Genomic DNA, 17,474 nt, shown 5'->3' with positions numbered 1-17,474 from the left:
GCGGCGTCCGGTTCTGTAAGGGCGTGGATCAGGGCGTCGAACGTGGAGCGGTCGCGCTTGCGCCGTGGGCGGAAGCGGCGAGCGCCTTGTCGGTCAGCCCGTCGTTCTTGAAGAAGGTATACGAGAGGGTGACGGTCTTGATGTCATCGGGCAGGTTCGGGTCGACGATGAAGCGCACCGGCATGTCGCGCCCTTCCCCGGCCTGCAGCGTCTGCGCGGTGAAGCAGAAGCACTCGGTTTTGTTGAAGTAGCCCGACGCGCGCGCCGGCGCGACGGACGGCACCGCGCTGCCCACAACCGGACGGTCGGTGAGGTTCTCCGCGCGATACGTCGTCTCGTACTGCTCGCCGACGCGCACCTGCATCGACAACTCGTTCGGCGCAAAGCGCCACGGCAGCTTGGAGTTCACCCCGCCGTCGAACTGCACGGTCACCATGCGTCCGACGGTCGGCTTCGCGGCAGCGGCTACCGCCTCGCCTTCGACCGCACCGCGCTCGAGCCGGATGCCGAACACCTTCTCGCAGGCGATCCGGTACAGCGGCACGAGCGCGAAGCTGAAGGCGAACGCGGCGAGCGCGACCGCGATCATCTTCGTCAGTCCCGAACGGACACTGCGTTGGACGTCCGGCGTGTTCATGTCGACGGCAGATTGATCACGATGAAACCGACGTACACCGCGACCGCCGCCGCCGCGATCCACAGCGCGAGGCGGCGCGCCCGACGGCGACGCGCAACCAGCTCTTCATTGGAGAACGGCGGACGGTTCATGGCAGATCTCAGTGCGTGATGTCGCCGTGGGCGAGATCGCCGTCACGGATGACCGGCGGCGTCGCAAACGTGTGGTGCGGCGCCGGGCTTGGCACTGTCCATTCCAGACCGTGCGCACCTTCCCACGAGCGGGCCGCAGCCTTCTCGCCGTACTTCAGCGAGTGCCACAGCACGAACAGCATGATGAACGGCGTGCTGAACATGCCGAACGCGCCGATCGAGCTGATCAGGTTCCAGTCCGCGAACACCACGTTGTAGTCGGGAATACGGCGCGGCATGCCGGCCAGGCCCAGGAAGTGCTGCGGGAAGAACAGCAGGTTCACGAAGACGACGCTGACCCAGAAGTGGATCCCGGCGAGCTTCTGGCTGTACATCCGGCCGGTCCACTTCGGCCACCAGTAGTAGACGGCCGCGATGATCGAGAACAGCGCGCCGGTCACGAGCACGTAGTGGAAGTGCGCGACGACGAAGTAGGTGTCGTGGTACTGGAAGTCCGCCGGCACGATCGCGAGCATCAGGCCCGAGAAGCCGCCGATCGTGAAGAGGATCACGAAGGCGATCGACCACTGCATCGGCGCTTCGAACGTGAGCGAGCCGCGCCACATCGTCGTGACCCAGTTGAACACCTTCACGCCCGTCGGGATCGCGATCAGCATCGTCGCGTACATGAAGTAGAGCTCGCCACCGAGCGGCATGCCGACGGTGAACATGTGGTGGGCCCACACGATGAACGACAGGAACGCGATCGCGGCGATCGCATACACCATGGCCTGGTAGCCGAACAGCGGCTTGCGCGCAAAGGTCGGGATGATCTCCGACACGATGCCGAACGCCGGCAGGATCATGATGTAGACCTCGGGGTGCCCGAAGAACCAGAAGATGTGCTGGTACATCACCGGGTCACCGCCACCGGCGGCGTTGAAGAACGAAGTGCCGAAGAACTTGTCGGTCAGCAGCATCGTCACCGCACCGGCAAGCACCGGCATCACGGCGATCAGCAGGAACGCGGTGATGAGCCACGACCAGCAGAAGATCGGCATCTTGAGCAGGTCGATGCCCGGCGCGCGCATGTTGAGGATCGTCGCGATGACGTTGATCGCACCCATGATCGAGCTGATGCCCATCATGTGAATCGCGAAGATCGCGAACGCGACGTTCGAGCCGCCCTGTAGTGACAGCGGCGGATACAGCGTCCAGCCGCCGGCCGGGGCACCGCCCGGGAGGAACAGCGTCATCAGCAGCATCGTGAACGCGAACGGCAGGATCCAGAAGGACCAGTTGTTCATGCGCGGCAGCGCCATGTCGGGCGCACCGATCTGCAACGGGATCATCCAGTTCGCCAGGCCGACGAACGCAGGCATGACGCCGCCGAAGATCATGACCAGCGCATGCATGGTGGTCATCTGGTTGAAGAACATCGGCTCGACGAACTGCAGGCCCGGCGTCAGCAGCTCCGCACGGATCACGACGCTCATCGCCGCGCCGACGAGGAACATCAGGAAGCTGAAGATCAGGTACAGGGTCCCGATGTCTTTGTGGTTCGTCGAGAAGAACCAGCGCTCGATGAAACCCTGCTGGTGACCGTGGTCATCGTGGTGATGATCGGCAGCGGTGGTGTGCGTGGCAGCCATGGCCTACCTCAAAAAGAATGCGTGTATGACGGCAAGAACGGAGGGCGGGATCAGCCTGCCGTCGGTGTGGCCGCGAGAGCCGGATCGGCTTCGCGACCACCGGCCGGCGTCGGCGCCGGCACCGGCGGCGTCACCGGAGTGGCGCCGGCCGGGGTGAGGCGCGCCTTTTCAGCGGCGAGCCACTGGTCGAACTCGGCCTTCGGCACGGCCTTCACCACGATCGGCATGAACGCGTGGTCCTTGCCGCACAGCTCCGCACACTGGCCGCGGTAGATGCCCGGCTGGCGGATTTCCGTCCATGCCTCGTTGATGAGGCCCGGGATTGCGTCCTGCTTCCAGCCCAGTGCCGGCACCCACCACGCGTGGATCACGTCGTCGGCGGTCATCACGAAGCGGATCTTCGTTTCGGTCGGAAGAACGAGCACGTTGTCGACGTCGAGCAGGTAGTTCGCGTGCTCGTTGACGGTCGGCACGGTGCCGCCCTGACGGATCTCGTCGCTCTTGCGATCCAGGCGGCTCGTGATCGTGACGTTCTCGCCGAGGTAGTCGTACTTCCACATCCACTGGTAACCGGTGACCTTCACGGTCATCTCAGGGTTGCGGGTGTCGTACATCGCGATGAGCTTGCTCGTGGCCGGGAACGCCATGGCGACGAGCAGCAGGATCGGCACCACGGTCCAGACGATCTCGAGCTTCGTGCTGTGCGTGAAGTCGCGATCGGGCACAGCGCCCTTGGACTTGCGGAACTTGAACATCGCAACGGCCATCGCGCCGAACACGATCACGCCGATGATCACGCAGATCCACAGCGTGAGCATGTGGGCCTCGTAGGCGTTGTGCGAGTGCAGCGTGACACCCGGATTCATGTTCAGCTGCCAGCGCTGGGGCGCGGCATTGGCCGGCGACACGACCTCCTGGGCGGAGGCGAGGAGCGGCAGCGCCACCGCGGCAACACCCGCGGCCCACTGCTGGAAACGACCGGCTTTCATCAGTTCGAGCCCCAAAGATACAGCGTGAAATCAGCTTGGTTGTCAGTAATGCCGCGATCGAGCCACCGTCCGGCGGCGCCGGCGGCATCCTGGCCGTGCGGGCTGGCGGTGCGGAATCACAGGCGGCTCCGGCGCGTTTGGAGCCGGGGCCGCTCGCACTGCTCGAAACGATTCGGCAGGCGCCACGGAAACCGAGAAATGGTAGCGGTCAGACCCTTTACGGGCAACCCGAACGCGCATTGGACGCAAGTCCGGTCGCAGGATTTGAGACGCGGCGACCTGGTGACGGCGCGCCGCCGCCGGAGTGCCGCGTGTTCAGCCGGCGCGGCGCGGTTCGCGCCGGGCCCAATTAGACTAGACGGCTCTTCGCGCATCCCGTGGACGCAATGCTCTCCGACGCCCCTTCCGCTGCCGCGCCGCCCGCCGCCGCTGCCGCCGCGCTGATCCGACCCGAGTTGCCGCCTGCGCCCAGCAGGCCGCGCGCCGCGATCACCGCAGCGTGGGTGCGCGACGAAGCCGAGCATGTGCGCATGCTGCTCGATCAGGCCCGCCTGCCCGAGGCCGACGCGCGCGCTGCGCAGGCCACGGCGGCCGACCTCGTCACCCGCGTGCGCCGCCGTGCGAGCGACCAGGGCGCGATCGAAGCGTTCATGCGCCAGTACGACCTCGGCAGCGAGGAAGGCGTGCTGCTCATGTGCGTGGCCGAGGCGCTGCTGCGCATTCCGGACGCCGAGACCGCCGACCGCCTGATCCGCGACAAGCTCGGCGAGGCCGACTGGAAGCGCCACGTCGGCCAGTCCGACTCCGTGCTCGTGAACGCGTCGACCTGGGGCCTGCTGCTGACCGGTCACCTCGTCGACCTCGCCGACGAGACCAAGCGCGATGCGCACGGCGCGTTCCGTCGCCTGATCGGCCGCGTCGGCGAGCCGGTGATCCGCCTGGCCGTGCGCCAGGCGATGCGAATCATGGGCCACCAATTCGTTATGGGCCGCACGATCGACGAAGCGCTCACGCGTTCGCGCAAGGGCGACAACGCGGCCTACCGCTATTCGTTCGACATGCTCGGCGAAGGCGCGCTGACGACAAAGGATGCGCTGCGCTACCTGCAGGCGTACCGCGATGCGATCCACGCGATCGGCAGACATGCTGCTCCGCATCGCCAAGGCGATGCTCAGGGCAACTTCGCGGGCGCCGACGTGTTCGGCACGCCCTCGATCTCGGTCAAGCTCTCGGCGCTGCACCCGCGCTACGAGCACGCCAAGCGCGCGCGCGTGCTGGCCGAACTGACCCCGCGCGTGCTCGAACTCGCGCAGCTCGCGAAGCGCTACGGCATCGGTTTCACCATCGACGCCGAAGAAGCCGACCGCCTCGAACTTTCGCTCGATGTGATCGCTGCGGCGTACCGCGACGCTTCGCTCGAAGGCTGGGAAGGCTACGGCCTCGCGATCCAGGCCTACCAAAAACGCGCACCCGAGGTCATCGAGTTCATCGCCGACCTCGCGCGCCAGACCGGCCGCCGGATCCCGGTGCGCCTGGTCAAGGGCGCGTACTGGGACAGCGAGGTCAAGCGCGCGCAGGTGGACGGGCAGCTGGGCTACCCCGTGTTCACTCGCAAACCGAACACCGACGTGAGCTACCTCGCGAACGCACGCGCGATGCTCGAAGCGGGCGACGCGATCTACCCGATGTTCGCCACGCACAACGCGCACACGATCGCCGCGATCCACCAGCGCGCGAAGTCGCTCGGCCGCCTCAAGCACTTCGAGTTCCAGAAGCTGCACGGCATGGGCGACGACCTCTATGCCGAAGTGATTCCGGCCGATCGCCTCGACGTGCCGTGCCGCGTGTACGCGCCGGTCGGCTCGCACGAGGACCTGCTGCCCTACCTCGTGCGCCGCCTGCTCGAGAACGGGGCGAACTCGAGCTTCGTCAACCGCATCACCGACGAGGATGTCGCGATAGACGATCTCGTGCGCGACCCGGTGCAAACCGTCGCGGCCTTTGAATCCATTCCACACCCCCGCATTCCGCTGCCGGTCGACCTCTACCGCAGCTATGGCCTCGACAGGAGCAACTCCATGGGCGTGAACCTCGCCAACGACGATCAGCTGCGCTCGCTCGCCGAGGCACTCAACGCGGCGAGTGCACAGCGCTGGCGTGCGACGCCGCTCGTGCCGGGTGCGGGCGCATACAGCGCGCCGCGCCCGGTCACGAACCCGGCCGACCGGCGCGAGGTGATCGGCGAGTGGCTCCCGGCCGACACGGCGACCGTCGAACGCGCGCTTGCAAATGCGGTGACCGCCCATGCGCGCTGGGACGCGACGCCGGCCGCCAGCCGCGCCGCAATCCTCGAGCACGCGGCCGACCTCATGGAAGCGCGCATGGCGGGCTTCATCGCGATGTGCACGAAAGAAGCCGGCAAGACGATCCCCGACGGCGTCGCCGAAGTGCGCGAAGCCGTCGATTTCCTGCGTTACTACGCGGCGCAGGCTCGTGCGCTGTTCAAGCCCGAGGCGCTGCCGGGCCCGACCGGAGAGTCGAACACCCTGCAACTCTCCGGCCGCGGCGTGTTCGTGTGCATTTCGCCGTGGAACTTCCCGCTCGCGATCTTCGCGGGCCAGGTCGCCGCCGCGCTCGCCGCGGGCAACAGCGTGATCGCCAAGCCTGCCGAACAGACCAACCTCGTCGGCTTTGCAGCCGTGAAGCTGTTGCACGAAGCCGGCGTGCCCGAGGACGTGCTGCAGTTCCTGCCCGGCGACGGCGCCACCGTCGGTGCGGCACTCACGCGCGATCCCCGCGTGGCGGGCGTCGCATTCACCGGTTCGACCGACACCGCGCGTGCGATCAACCGGGCGCTCGCCGCGCGCGATGCCGCGATCGGCGTGCTGATCGCCGAGACCGGCGGCCAGAACGCGCTGATCGCCGACTCGTCGTCGCTGCCTGAACAGGTCGTCAAGGATGCGATCGGCTCGGCGTTTACCTCGGCCGGCCAGCGCTGCTCGGCCGCGCGCGTGCTGTTCGTGCAGGACGACATCGCCGACAAGGTCACCCACATGCTCGCCGGTGCGATGGCGGAACTGAAGATCGGCGACCCGGGTCTGCTGTCGACCGACGTCGGCCCGGTCATCGACGAGGACGCGCTCGCGATGCTGCGCGAGCACGCGCAGCGCATGGACCGCGAGGCGCAGAAGATCGCTGAAGTCGAGTTGCCCGAGGCCTGCGCGCATGGCAGCTTCTTCGCGCCGCGCGCGTACTCGATCGCATCGCTCGACGTGCTGCACAAGGAGATCTTCGGGCCGGTGCTGCACGTCGTGCGCTGGAAGGCCGACCGGCTCGACGCAGTGATCGACGCGATCAACCAGACCGGTTACGGCCTGACCCTGGGCATCCACTCGCGCATCGACGAGACGATCGAGAAGATCGCGGCCCGTATCAAGGTCGGCAATTGCTACGTCAACCGCAACCAGATCGGCGCCGTGGTCGGCGTGCAGCCGTTCGGCGGGCAGGGCCTGTCGGGCACCGGCCCGAAGGCCGGCGGCCCGCACTACCTGCCGCGCTTCACGACCGAAAAGACGATCACGATCAATACGACGGCGGCCGGCGGCAACGCGTCGCTGCTGACGCTCGGCGACTGATTTTTTCGAAGAGTCGAGGTGCGAAAAGCCCCGCTTCGTGCGGGGTTTTTCTTATCGCACGACAGTCGGCGGCATGACGCTCGAACGCAGCGGGTTTGAGGCTGTCGCTCCGTGCAGCGGCGCGATCCGGACGGCTCGCCGCACCCAACTGAGCGAGCGCAAGACCAACGGTGCGAGCGTATAACCCATAAAAAAGCCCCGCCGAAGCGGGGCTTTAGGTCGTGCAAAAAACGGGTGGATCAGAAGCGGAACTGACCCGACACGCCAACGATGTTGACCGCCGAGTCGAACGTGCCGCTCAGGCGCTGGCCGCCTTGCGCCACCGGCGTGTTGATGACCACCGCGACCGGCGTGTCCGGGCTGATGCGCGTGTACGCGAAGTTGATCTGCAGCGCATCGCTGAACTGCCAGGTCGCGCCGAGCGAGTACCACTTGCGGTCCTCGTCGGGCAGGCGCGGCGTGCGGTACTGGATCGTCGTCGGCGTCTCGTCGTACGCGTAACCGGCGCGAAGCGTCCACGCGTCGTTGAGCTTGAACTCGCCGCCGAGCGACATGAAGCGCGTCGTGTCCCAGTTGAACTCCTCGACCGAGTCCGGATCGGGATTCGCGAAGTTAATGCGCACTTCCTGCAGCGACTCCCAGCCCGTCTCCGAGTAGGTGGTCTGAAGCTTGAACGTGTCGGTCAGCTGGTAGCTGACGGCCAGCATGGTGGTCGCGGGCGTGGTCAGGTCGGCGGTGACGCTGCCGTCCTGGAAGAACGGAGCACGGCCCGCGGCGTCGAGTGCCGCACGTGCCTGCGCCGGGACAGTCCAGTCGGCTTCGCCGCGCAGCTCATAGTCGATTTCCGACTGGTACGACAGACCGATCGCAAGCTTGTCGGTGGGGCGCAGCGACGCGCCGACCACCCAGCCGATGCCGTTGTCGGCGCCGCCGATCTCGGCGAAGCCGTCCGAACCCTGCGGACGTGCGAACGCCGGCGCGAACGGCCGGGCAGCAACCGGCAGCGCGGCAAACAGACCGGTACCGAAGTCCACGGCCTTCGACAGCGTGACGTCCGCGCGCGAGAACACGAGGCCGCCGCCGACCGAGAAGCGCTCCGGCACGATGTCGAGTGCGCCCGACAGCGTCAGGTTGACGATCTTCACGTCGGACTCGACGGCGAAGTAGCGGCCGACCCAATCTCGCTCGTATTCAGTCTTCAGGCCGAACGGCGCATGCACCATCGCACCGACCGCAACGCCGTTGTCGAACTTGTGCACGAGCGACAGCGCCGGAACGGCCGCCAGATCGCCCGCGTCACCGCCGTTGCCGCCGCTCAGCGGCTGGCCGGTGATGTCGGTGCCGCCGCCGGTGAACTCGGCGTCGATCGAGATCAGCGACAGGTCGTTCTGGACCGTCGTGCCCTCGAAGGTGGTCATCATCGCCGGGTTGTTGACGACGACGGCCGTGTCGTCCTTTGCCACCGCAGAGCCGGAGAACGCGCTGCCCAGCGACTTGACACTGTTTTCCTTGAGCTGGAAGCCCGACGCCTGGACCTGGCCGAACGCGAGTGCGCCGGTGATGCCGAGCGCAAGCGCCGACAGGCGCGTGGTGCGGTGTGCAAACTGCATGACGTGTAATCTCCGCTGGAATTTGGGTCGGACGCCATGGCGATCCGTGTGTGCCGCCGCCGCGGCGGACGACGCGGCCTTGTGCCCCGTGTCTCGTCCAACGTACGACGTCGTATGCACTATAGCGCGCCCCTTCACCCCAATGTAACAACTCGGCGTGCGTCGCTCGCAGGTTCTGCGGCGGGTTCAGATTGATGTTCGTCGCCCTGCCCGCCCGCGTAAAGCGCCGCCCGCGCTGGGCGACGCCGCTGCTGTTCGCAGCGCTGTGGGGCAGCTTCGTGGTCGCGATCGCGATGCCAGAAGCCGAGCAGCGCGCGCTCATGCTCGACTGGGGCGCGCTGACCGGCGGCCTCGACAGCGGCGCAGCCTGGCAGCAGGCCCTGCGCGACGGCACGCTCGGCCGCCTCGCGACCGCTGTATTCCTGCACGCGGACTGGGCCCATCTGCTCGGCAATTTGTTGTTTTTGCTTATCTTCGGCCTGCCTGCCGAACGCGCGATGGGGCCGTGGCGGCTGCTCGGCCTGTTCCTGCTCGGCGGCGCGATGGCGAACCTTGCGACCGTGTTGTCGATCGGCACGCCCGACCGGCTCGTAATCGGCGCGAGCGGCGCGGTGTCTGCCCTGATCGGCGCCTACCTCGCGCTGTTCCCGGGCGCGAGACTCGGCGTCGTGCTGCCGCTCGGGCTCTATCTACAGTTCGTGCGGGCACCGGCAGCGCTGCTGATTGGCCTGTGGGCGGCGTTGCAGTTGCTGTACACGTTCATCGGGCCGGCGTTCGGCGCGGTCGCGTGGGCGGCCCACCTCGCGGGCTTTGCGTTTGGCGGTGCGTTCGCGTTGATCGCGCGGCGGGCGATCGCGCGTCGGCTGCGGCGCAAGCGCGGTTTCTGAAGCGGGCTTCCGACAACGGGGCCGCATGGCACTCGACAGCTCGCTCCGAACCTGACGCCGCGTCGGCAAATCCACGCTACCGCCTTGAGAAGCACGGCCGCCAGCCCCATCGTGCAGGCTGGCGTCGTACGGCGCCGCCGCCCTTCCCCGCCTGCCACACGCCATGCCCAAGACGCTCTACAAGGTCACCTTCCTCAACGCAGGCAAGGTGTACGAACTCTATGCCCGTCATGTCGGATCGGGCGCGCTGTGGGGCTTCACCGAGGTCGGCGAACTCGTGTTCGACGTGCACGACGGCGTGGTGATCGACCCGACCGAGGAGCGGCTGCGAGACGAGTTCGGCAACACCCGCGTGCTGCACCTGCCGATGCACAGCATCGTGCGCATCGAGGAAGTCGAGCGCAAAGGCCAGTCGGCGATCCGCGACGCGACGACCGGCGAGAAGGTCGTCACGCCGTTCCCGCTGCCCGCCAAGCCGCGCTGAGTCCGCCGGCCGCGATGTCCATGCGGCCGGCGAGCCGGTGGCTTACCGCGCGGCCTTCATCTTCTTGAGCTCGGCGAGCGCGGCCGCGATCGGCGCCTCTCCCTCGAGCACGTCACCGGCCGGCGCGCCCTCCGCGTCGCCGCGCAGGTGCCCGGGCAGGTCGGCTTCGGTCACGCGGTCGGGCTGTGCCTCGGTGTCGCCCTCGGGGCTCAGTACCACGTCCGGCGCGATGCCCGCGGCCTGGATCGAGCGGCCGTCCGGCGTGTAATAGCGCGCCGTCGTGAGCTTGACCGAGTCGCCGTTGTCGAGCGGTAGCAGCGTCTGCACCGAGCCCTTGCCGAACGTCCGGCTGCCGACAATCCGCGCGCGGTCGTGGTCGGCCAGGGCGCCGGCCAGCACTTCCGACGCGCTGGCCGATCCGGCATCGACGAGCACCGTGACGGGCGCGCCGTTCAACCGATCGCCCGGCGTCGCCCTGAACTGCGCATCCGTGATCGCGATGCGCCCGCGGGTGCTCACAATCTGGCCGCGCTCGAGCAGGTCGTCGGCGATCTGCACGGCAGCGGTGAGCAGGCCGCCGGGGTTGCTGCGCAGGTCGATGACGAGGCCGCGCAACGCGCCTCCGGCCTGTTTCTGGAGCGCGTCGAGTTCCCGCGCGAACGCGTCGGCCGTGTCGGCCTGGAACGCGCTGATGCGCACGTAGCCGTACCCGGGCTCGAGCATGCGCGAACGCACGCTCGCGATCTGGATGGTCTCGCGCGTGACGGGGATCTCGAGCGGCTTGTCGCGCCCCTCGCGCAGGATCGTCAGCACCACCGTCGAGCCCGCCTTGCCCCGCAGCGGCGCCGAGCTGTCGCCTTCGTCGACCTTGAACGGCTTGCCGTCGATCGCGATGATCACGTCGCCTGCTTTGACGCCCGCGCGCGTGGCGGGCGTGCCGTCGATCGGCGCGATGACGCGCAGCGTGCCGTTCGGCTGGCGCTGCAGCTCGACGCCGATGCCCTCGTACGCGCCCCGCGCGCCTTCCTCGAAGTCGGCGGCCTCGGCCTTGTCGAGGTAGACGCTGTGCGGGTCGAGCTGGAACAACAGCCCGCGCACCGCTGACTGCATGAGCTTGGCGTCGTCGACCGGCTCGACGTACGCCTGCTTGATCGCGTTGTAGACCTCGACGTATCGGCGGATCTCGTCGAGCGGCACCTTCGAAGCGGTCGTCTCCGGCGTGGCTGTGGGCGTCGGCGTGCGCTGCGCGAAGGCGGGCGTGAGGCCGAGCGCGAGCGCAGCGGCCAGGAGGGATCGCTTGAACATGGGCACGACTCCGGACTCGATAGCCGATTGGACCGTAATTCGCGTCGCAGGTTCGCCGGTCACCGGCGCAGCCACGTCGCGGGGTTCACGGGGGCGCCGTTGCGACGCAATTCGAAATACAGCGCCGGGCGACCGTGGCCGCCCGACGTGCCGACGGTGGCGAGTGCCTCGCCGCGTCGCACGCGGTCGCCCGTCGACTTGAGCAGTGCGGCGTTATGCGCGTACAGGCTCATGTGGCCATCGCCATGGTCGACGATTGCGAGCAAGCCGTAGCCGGTCATCCATTCCGCATAGACGACGGTGCCCTCGCCTACTGATTTCACCGCGCTTCCGGCGTCGGCGCCGATCAGCAGGCCATCGCTGCGGCGGCCGTCGGGCATGCGCGCGCCGAATCCGGCGAGCAACGCGCCCGACGCCGGCCAGCCGGCGCCGCCCACCTGCGGCGTGCGTGCCGGCGTCTTGGGCTTTGCGGTCTTGGGTTCGGCCGGCGCCCGCGCGGCGCGGGCGGCCGCTTCGCGCCGTGCCTTCTCGCGCGCAGCCGCGGCGGCGCGCAGCTGGCGCAGCAACCGTTCGAGGGCCTGCGCGTCACGGCCGAGCGCCTGCTCGCGGCTGCGCCGGTCGGCATAGCGGGCGTCGAGTTGCGCGACGAGCTTCGCGCGTTCGCCGCGTGCCTGCTCAAGCGAAGCGAGCTGCGCCCGCTGCTCGACGCGCAGCGCATCGAGTTCGCTGCGCCGCGCGGCCACGTCGCGCTCGAGTGCGTCGAGTTCGCGCAGTTGCGTGTTGATCGCTGCGATGCGTTGCGTGCGCTCGCGCTGCAGGTACTGCTGGTAGACGAGTGCGCGGCGCGCCTCGTCGACGCGGTCGTGCGCGAGCACCGCCTTGAGCGGTGCGGTGTCGCCCTGCGAATACGCCGCGCGCAGCAGCCGCGCCAGCGCCTCGCGAACGCTCTGCAGCGACGCCTTCGATGCGTCGCGGCGGCGCTGCACGTCGGCAAGCGCGGCCTCGTCGCGCTCGAGGCGCTCCTCGAGTTCACGCACGCGGCGCTCCGCGGTGCCGAGCTCGGCATCGAGTTCGCGCAACGCGCGCGTCGCGTCGCCGCGCTCGCCCTCGATGCGGCGGCGCTCCGCGGCGACGCTGCCGATTTCGCGACGCAGCGCCTCGAGCTTGCGCTCGGCCTCGCGCCGGTCCTGGGCAGTGGCGGACGTGCACGCAAGCGCGCACACCGCGATGAACGCGCCCGCGACCGTGCGCAGCGCCCGGTTCATCCGAGCAGGCTGGTGCCGGTCATTTCGGCCGGTCGGTCGACGCCGAGCAGGTCCAGGATCGTCGGGGCCACGTCGCGGAGCGCGCCGCCGCTGCGCAGGCTCGCTTCTCGAGGCCCGCAGTAGACAAACGGCACCGGTCCGATCGTGTGCGCCGTGTGCGGCTGGCCGCTCTCGGCGTCGCGCATCATTTCGACGTTGCCGTGGTCGGCCGTGACGATCAGCGCGCCGCCGACCTCGGCCACGGCCGCGCGCACCGCGCCGATCGCGATATCGACCGCTTCGGCCGCCTTGATGGCCGCCGCCAGGATGCCGCTGTGGCCGACCATGTCGGGGTTGGCGATGTTGCAGATCGCGACGTCGACCTCGCGGCTGCGGATCGCAGCGACGAGCTTTTCGGTGACCTCGGGGCAGCTCATCTCGGGCTGCAGGTCGTAGGTCGCGACTTTCGGGCTCGGCACCAGGGTGCGCGTTTCGCCGTCGAACTCCTCCTCGCGGCCGCCGCTGAAGAAGAACGTCACGTGCGCGTATTTTTCGGTCTCGGCGATGCGCAGCTGGCGCAGGCCGCGCGCGGCGAGCACTTCACCCAGGGTGTTGCGCAGGTCCTCGGGTCCGAACGCGACCGGGGCCGGCAGCTTGGCATCGTATTCTGTGAGGCACACGTAGCGTGCCAGCTGCGGACGACGTGCGTCGAAGCCGTCGAACCCGGGCAGCACGAATGCGGCAGTCAGCTGGCGCGCGCGGTCAGCGCGGAAATTCATGAACACGATTGCGTCGCCGTCGCGCACCGGCGCGCCGCCGTCGATGACGGTGGGCAGCACGAACTCGTCGTTCTCGCCGCGGCCGTACGCGGCGTCGAGCGCTTTGAGCGCGGTGTCGGCGCGGTGCTCGCCCTGCGCCTCGACGATCGCGTCCCAGGCGCGGCGCACGCGGTCCCAGCGCTTGTCGCGGTCCATCACGTAGTAGCGGCCGCTGACCGACGCGATGCGCGCGCCGTCAATGCGGTCGCACTCGGCCTGCAGCGCTTCAATGCTCTCGCGCGCTGAGCGCGGCGGCGTGTCGCGGCCATCGAGGAACGCGTGCACGGCGATCCGCTCCACGCCCTGGCGACGGGCGAGGTCGAGCATCGCGAAGATGTGCTGCTCATGGCTGTGCACGCCGCCGGGCGACAGCAGGCCCATCAAGTGCAAGGTGCCACCGCTCGACTTCGCGGCGGCACAGGCCGCGCGCAGCTCGTCGTTGTCGAAAAAGCTGCCGTCCTCGATCGCGCAGTCGATGCGCGTGAGGTCCTGATAGACGATGCGGCCGGCACCGAGGTTCATGTGGCCGACTTCCGAGTTGCCCATCTGCCCGTCCGGCAGCCCGACGTGGCGACCCTCGGTGTGGATCAGCGTGTGCGGGCACGCGGCGACCAGCGCGTGCCAGTTCGGAAGGTCTGCCTGTGCGAGTGCGTTGTCCTCGGGCTCGTCGCGATGGCCCCAACCGTCGAGGATCATCAGCACCACGGGGGTGATGGCGGGAGTGGAGCGCGCGCTTGAACTCGAATCGGACACGACGGAGGTCCCTGTGACTTCGGGCAGATGCCCAGGAAAAGCAGGAGTGCGATTGTAGCCGTGCGACCGGTGAAGCCCGGGCGTGCCGTCGTCGACGGCTTTCCCACTGTTCCGGAGATCCGCCATGATCCTGCGCACCGCCCTTGCCGTGTCCCTCGCCGTCGCCGTGACCGGCCCCGCGTTCGCCTCCGGCAACGACATCGAGAAGGTCAACGGCAGCATCACCGCCGAAGCCGGACAGCGCTACGGCAACCTCGAGACGGTCAACGGCAGCATCCGCGTGGGCGCAGGCGCGCAGGCCGGCAACGTGGAGACCGTTAACGGCGGCGTGCACGTGGACGCGAATGCGCGCACCGCCGGGATCGAAACGGTCAACGGCGCCATCCGCATCGGCGCGGGCAGCACGCTCGGCGGCAATGTCGAGACCGTCAACGGCGGCGTGTTCATCGACCGCGGCAGTTCGGTGGGCGGCGCGATCGAGACCGTGAACGGCGCGATTGGCCTCGTCGATACGGACGTCGCCCGTGGCATTTCCACGGTCAATGGCGACATCACCGTCGGCATCGGGTCGCATGTTCGCGGCGGGCTGCATGTCGAAAAGCAGCCGCAGTGGCTCGGCATGGGCATCCGCCGCAAGCCGCGCATCGTGATCGGCCCGAACGCCCGCGTCGACGGCCCGCTCACTTTCGAGCGCGACGTCGTGCTCTACGTCCACGACACCGCGATGACTGGCGCGATCAGCGGTGCGCAGGCGATCCGCTTCAGCACCCCGACGCCCCCGGACCGCTGAGCCGCCTCGCAGCGCAAGCCGCCGTCATCCACGCCGTGCCTAGAATGCGGCGATGCCGGGCTGTCCGGCGATGATGGGAGGCGCCATGCTTCGACAATCCCTGCTCGCCGCCGCCGTGGCTGCGGCGCTGCTTTCGACCGCTTGCTCGCAGGACCGGGCCGAGCCCACCGCGGCCGCAGCGGCGCCGGCCGCGCCCGCGGCGGCGGCTGCAACTGCGTCGTTCGAACCGGCGATCAACGCCGACGATTTCGTGACGCACGTGAAGACGCTCGCGTCGGACGAGTTCGGCGGCCGCGCGCCCGGCAGCCCGGGCGAGGAAAAGACCGTCGAGTACCTCAAGGCGCAGTTCGAGCGCATGGGCCTCAAGCCGGGCAACGGCGACAGCTATTTCCAGACCGTGCCGATGGTCGAGACCACGGCGGACCCGTCGACGGTGCTCAAGCTGACCGTCGATGGCAAACCGCGCGAACTCAAGTTCGGCACGGACATGGTCGTCGGTACGCGCACCGGCGAGGCGAAGGTTGCGTTCGACGACAGCGAGCTCGTGTTCGTCGGCTACGGCGTCAACGCGTCCGAGCACAACTGGAACGACTACGCCGGCGTCGACGTGAAGGGCAAGACCGTCGTCATCCTCGTCAACGACCCTGGTTTCCACGCGCAGGACCCGGAGCTGTTCGAAGGCAAGCGCATGACCTACTACGGGCGCTGGACCTACAAGTTTGAGGAAGCTGCGCGCCAGGGCGCGAAAGCCGCGATCATCGTGCACGACAACGAAGGCGCGTCCTACGGCTGGGACGTCGTGCGCAACTCCTGGTCAGGCGCGCAGTTCGACCTCCTGGCGGCGGACGATCCGGATCCGCGCCTTCCGGCGCAGGGCTGGATCAGCGGCGACGCTGCACGAGCGCTATTCCGTGATCTTGGCCACGACCTGGACGCGCTGTACCGGGCCGCGAACCGCAGCGGCTTCAAGGCGATGCCGCTCAAGGCATCTGCCTCGCTTGACCTCGACAGCACGATCACCCGCAAGAGTTCGCGCAACGTCGTGGCGATGCTGCCGGGCGCAAAGCGACCGGACGAAGCCGTCGTCTACATGGCGCACTGGGACCACCTGGGCGACCACGCCCACGAGGGGCACGGCGAGCCGACCACCCCGACCGGCGAGGACGCCATCTACAACGGCGCAGTCGACAACGCGACGGGCGTGGCGGGCATTCTCGAAATCGCGGGCGCGTTCGCCGCGCAGAACCTGAAGCCCGAGCGTAGCGTCGTGTTCCTGGGCGTCACGCTCGAAGAATCCGGCCTCTTGGGCTCGAAGTATTACGTCGCGCATCCGGCGGTGCCGCTCGAGAAGACGGTCGCGGTTATCAATCTTGACGCGATGCCGGTCCTCGGACCGTCCCGCGACATGACCGTCGTCGGCTTCGGCAGCTCCGAACTCGAAGACCTGCTCAAGACGACGGCCGACCAGCAGGGTCGGGTCCTTCGCGCCGAGGCCACGCCTGAGGACGGTTTCTACTTCCGTTCCGACCACTTCAATTTCGCGAAAGCCGGCGTCCCCGCGCTGTATGCGAAGGGCGGAGACGACCTCATCGAGGGTGGCGCCGCGGCGGGCCAGGCGGCGCAGGTCGCGTATCGCGACAAGCGCTATCACAAGCCCGACGACGAATACACGCCGGACTGGAACGTCACCGGCGTCGTGCAGGACCTCGAAGCGCTGTACTCCGTCGGCCGAACGGTGGCGAGCGGCGAGCGCTGGCCGACTTGGTACAAGGGCAACGCTTTCCGGGCCGCGGGCGACAAACTGCAAGCCCAACGTGGTCGCACCGCCGAGACCGCGCCCGCTAACCCGGCCAAGCCGTTGCCCTGAGATCGGCTTACGGTGGTTTCAGACTGCCGCCGGCTCCGCGCCGGCGGCAGTCGCTTCGACCGCATAGCGGCGTAGCGACACGGCGCCACAGCGCCACAGCGCCACAGCGCCACAGCGCCACAGCCGAACCAAGCTGAGACCTACAGCCTTTGTCGTTTCTCCGTCGGCGCAAAGGCGACAGCGGCTGCGACGCAAAGCGCGGGGGCCCGTTGGGCACGGCCACACTGTCGGAGGGCAGGCGCGGGCGAACGCCACTGCAAACCCTGGGGACACCGCTCGTCTCCGAGCCGGTCCGCGACTAAGCCGATCTCAGCGTGGTGTGCACCGGCGGCATGCTGACCGCGAGAGAGCGACGAGCCGACACCGCCTGCGCTGCGCGTTCGCGACCAACTCGCGCGCCGAAACGGCAGAACGCGAAGCCGCCACCTGGCGGGCCGCGCCGATCACCTCGGAGCGGACTGAGCGCAACCCGTAACGCGAGCGACGGACCGAGCGGGAGACTGGCACATGAGCGTGCGGCGCCCGCACATCTGACCGCTGAGTCTCCGGCGGCGAGACCACTCCTCTACGTTGAGATGCCGTTCGCACATGGGAAGACATAGCGCCAGACGCGGCAGGACACGGCGCGGATGCGCCTGTGGGGCCGCAGGCCAGCTCGCTTCGCCAAGTAGATACCGGCTCTACTACCGGCTG

12 protein-coding genes and 1 pseudogene are annotated in these 17,474 nt (G+C 68.4%); 5 read left to right on the top strand and 8 right to left on the bottom strand.

The genetic code is table 11. The features are described from left to right. Window positions 1-28: 28 nt before the first annotated feature. From IE075_RS07230 to coxB, 4 genes are read right to left on the bottom strand one after another with little or no spacing between them, the layout of a single operon-like run. A complete protein-coding gene (locus IE075_RS07230) occupies window positions 29-637 on the bottom strand; it encodes a cytochrome c oxidase assembly protein (protein WP_189454915.1) in 609 nt (202 codons plus the stop codon). Continuing rightward, window positions 634-768 carry a hypothetical protein gene (locus IE075_RS15780; RefSeq protein WP_268244920.1) on the bottom strand — a complete coding sequence of 45 codons (135 nt, stop codon included), beginning with the start codon at window positions 766-768 and terminating at the stop codon, window positions 634-636. The genes IE075_RS07230 and IE075_RS15780 overlap by 4 nt, the downstream gene beginning before the upstream one ends. An 8-nt stretch (window positions 769-776) precedes the next feature. Beyond that, window positions 777-2,399 carry a cytochrome c oxidase subunit I gene (gene ctaD, locus IE075_RS07225; RefSeq protein ID WP_189454912.1) on the bottom strand — a complete coding sequence of 541 codons (1,623 nt, stop codon included), beginning with the start codon at window positions 2,397-2,399 and terminating at the stop codon, window positions 777-779. A gap of 50 nt (window positions 2,400-2,449) precedes the next feature. Continuing rightward, entirely contained in the window at window positions 2,450-3,388 is a 939-nt protein-coding gene (gene coxB, locus IE075_RS07220; protein ID WP_189454910.1) for a cytochrome c oxidase subunit II, read from the bottom strand. A gap of 386 nt (window positions 3,389-3,774) precedes the next feature. Here coxB and putA point away from each other — a divergent pair, with 386 nt between their 5' ends. Beyond that, window positions 3,775-7,023 (top strand): bifunctional proline dehydrogenase/L-glutamate gamma-semialdehyde dehydrogenase PutA, encoded by a 3,249-nt coding sequence (gene putA, locus IE075_RS07215; RefSeq protein ID WP_189454908.1) that lies wholly within the window; start codon window positions 3,775-3,777, stop codon window positions 7,021-7,023. A 239-nt stretch (window positions 7,024-7,262) separates the two neighbouring features. Here the strand turns inward: putA and IE075_RS07210 are convergent, their stop codons facing one another. Next, the gene (locus IE075_RS07210; protein WP_189454906.1) at window positions 7,263-8,633 is read right to left on the bottom strand and encodes an OmpP1/FadL family transporter; all 1,371 of its coding nucleotides are present in this window, start codon (window positions 8,631-8,633) and stop codon (window positions 7,263-7,265) included. A 194-nt stretch (window positions 8,634-8,827) separates the two neighbouring features. Here IE075_RS07210 and IE075_RS07205 point away from each other — a divergent pair, with 194 nt between their 5' ends. Together IE075_RS07205 and IE075_RS07200 are read left to right on the top strand one after the other, a co-directional pair. Further along, window positions 8,828-9,520: a rhomboid family intramembrane serine protease gene (locus tag IE075_RS07205; protein ID WP_189454904.1), complete on the top strand. Its 693-nt coding sequence runs from the start codon at window positions 8,828-8,830 to the stop codon at window positions 9,518-9,520. Window positions 9,521-9,683: 163 nt separating this feature from the next. After that, on the top strand, window positions 9,684-10,004 hold the full coding sequence (locus tag IE075_RS07200; protein WP_189454902.1) for a DUF1820 family protein: 321 nt from the start codon (window positions 9,684-9,686) through the stop codon (window positions 10,002-10,004). Window positions 10,005-10,052: 48 nt separating this feature from the next. On the opposite strand, the pseudogene IE075_RS07195 reads toward IE075_RS07200, so the two are convergent. From IE075_RS07195 to gpmI, 3 genes and pseudogenes are all read right to left on the bottom strand, one after another. Then, window positions 10,053-11,309 (bottom strand): annotated as a pseudogene (locus tag IE075_RS07195) (S41 family peptidase); the annotation flags it as partial. Between the two features lie 59 nt (window positions 11,310-11,368). After that, complete coding sequence (locus tag IE075_RS07190; protein WP_189454899.1) at window positions 11,369-12,574, bottom strand: murein hydrolase activator EnvC family protein; 1,206 nt, start codon at window positions 12,572-12,574, stop codon at window positions 11,369-11,371. Continuing rightward, window positions 12,571-14,124, bottom strand: coding sequence for a 2,3-bisphosphoglycerate-independent phosphoglycerate mutase (gene gpmI, locus IE075_RS07185; RefSeq protein ID WP_308427817.1), 1,554 nt, complete (start codon window positions 14,122-14,124; stop codon window positions 12,571-12,573). The genes IE075_RS07190 and gpmI overlap by 4 nt, the downstream gene beginning before the upstream one ends. A 124-nt stretch (window positions 14,125-14,248) precedes the next feature. Between gpmI and IE075_RS07180 the strand changes: the two genes are divergently transcribed. Both IE075_RS07180 and IE075_RS07175 read left to right on the top strand, forming a co-directional pair. Further along, complete coding sequence (locus tag IE075_RS07180; protein WP_189454895.1) at window positions 14,249-14,914, top strand: DUF4097 family beta strand repeat-containing protein; 666 nt, start codon at window positions 14,249-14,251, stop codon at window positions 14,912-14,914. An 85-nt stretch (window positions 14,915-14,999) separates the two neighbouring features. Beyond that, the gene (locus tag IE075_RS07175) at window positions 15,000-16,781 is read left to right on the top strand and encodes a M28 family metallopeptidase (protein WP_189454893.1); all 1,782 of its coding nucleotides are present in this window, start codon (window positions 15,000-15,002) and stop codon (window positions 16,779-16,781) included. Window positions 16,782-17,474: the final 693 nt, after the last annotated feature.

The organism is Cognatilysobacter bugurensis (genome assembly GCF_014652095.1).
Classification (GTDB): Bacteria; Pseudomonadota; Gammaproteobacteria; order Xanthomonadales; family Xanthomonadaceae; genus Cognatilysobacter; species Cognatilysobacter bugurensis.
The sequence above is the reverse complement of the archived record's forward strand: the minus strand, read 5'-3'. Positions and strand labels throughout refer to the sequence as shown.

What these genes read in the sequence shown, in the direction of transcription:
- IE075_RS07230 (WP_189454915.1), bottom strand. Translation starts at nt 637, where the DNA reads ATGAACACGCCGGACGTCCAACGCAGTGTCCGTTCGGGACTGACGAAG.
- IE075_RS15780 (WP_268244920.1), bottom strand. Translation starts at nt 768, where the DNA reads ATGAACCGTCCGCCGTTCTCCAATGAAGAGCTGGTTGCGCGTCGCCGT.
- ctaD (WP_189454912.1), bottom strand. Translation starts at nt 2,399, where the DNA reads ATGGCTGCCACGCACACCACCGCTGCCGATCATCACCACGATGACCAC.
- coxB (WP_189454910.1), bottom strand. Translation starts at nt 3,388, where the DNA reads ATGAAAGCCGGTCGTTTCCAGCAGTGGGCCGCGGGTGTTGCCGCGGTG.
- putA (WP_189454908.1), top strand. Translation starts at nt 3,775, where the DNA reads ATGCTCTCCGACGCCCCTTCCGCTGCCGCGCCGCCCGCCGCCGCTGCC.
- IE075_RS07210 (WP_189454906.1), bottom strand. Translation starts at nt 8,633, where the DNA reads ATGCAGTTTGCACACCGCACCACGCGCCTGTCGGCGCTTGCGCTCGGC.
- IE075_RS07205 (WP_189454904.1), top strand. Translation starts at nt 8,828, where the DNA reads ATGTTCGTCGCCCTGCCCGCCCGCGTAAAGCGCCGCCCGCGCTGGGCG.
- IE075_RS07200 (WP_189454902.1), top strand. Translation starts at nt 9,684, where the DNA reads ATGCCCAAGACGCTCTACAAGGTCACCTTCCTCAACGCAGGCAAGGTG.
- IE075_RS07190 (WP_189454899.1), bottom strand. Translation starts at nt 12,574, where the DNA reads ATGAACCGGGCGCTGCGCACGGTCGCGGGCGCGTTCATCGCGGTGTGC.
- IE075_RS07180 (WP_189454895.1), top strand. Translation starts at nt 14,249, where the DNA reads ATGATCCTGCGCACCGCCCTTGCCGTGTCCCTCGCCGTCGCCGTGACC.
- IE075_RS07175 (WP_189454893.1), top strand. Translation starts at nt 15,000, where the DNA reads ATGCTTCGACAATCCCTGCTCGCCGCCGCCGTGGCTGCGGCGCTGCTT.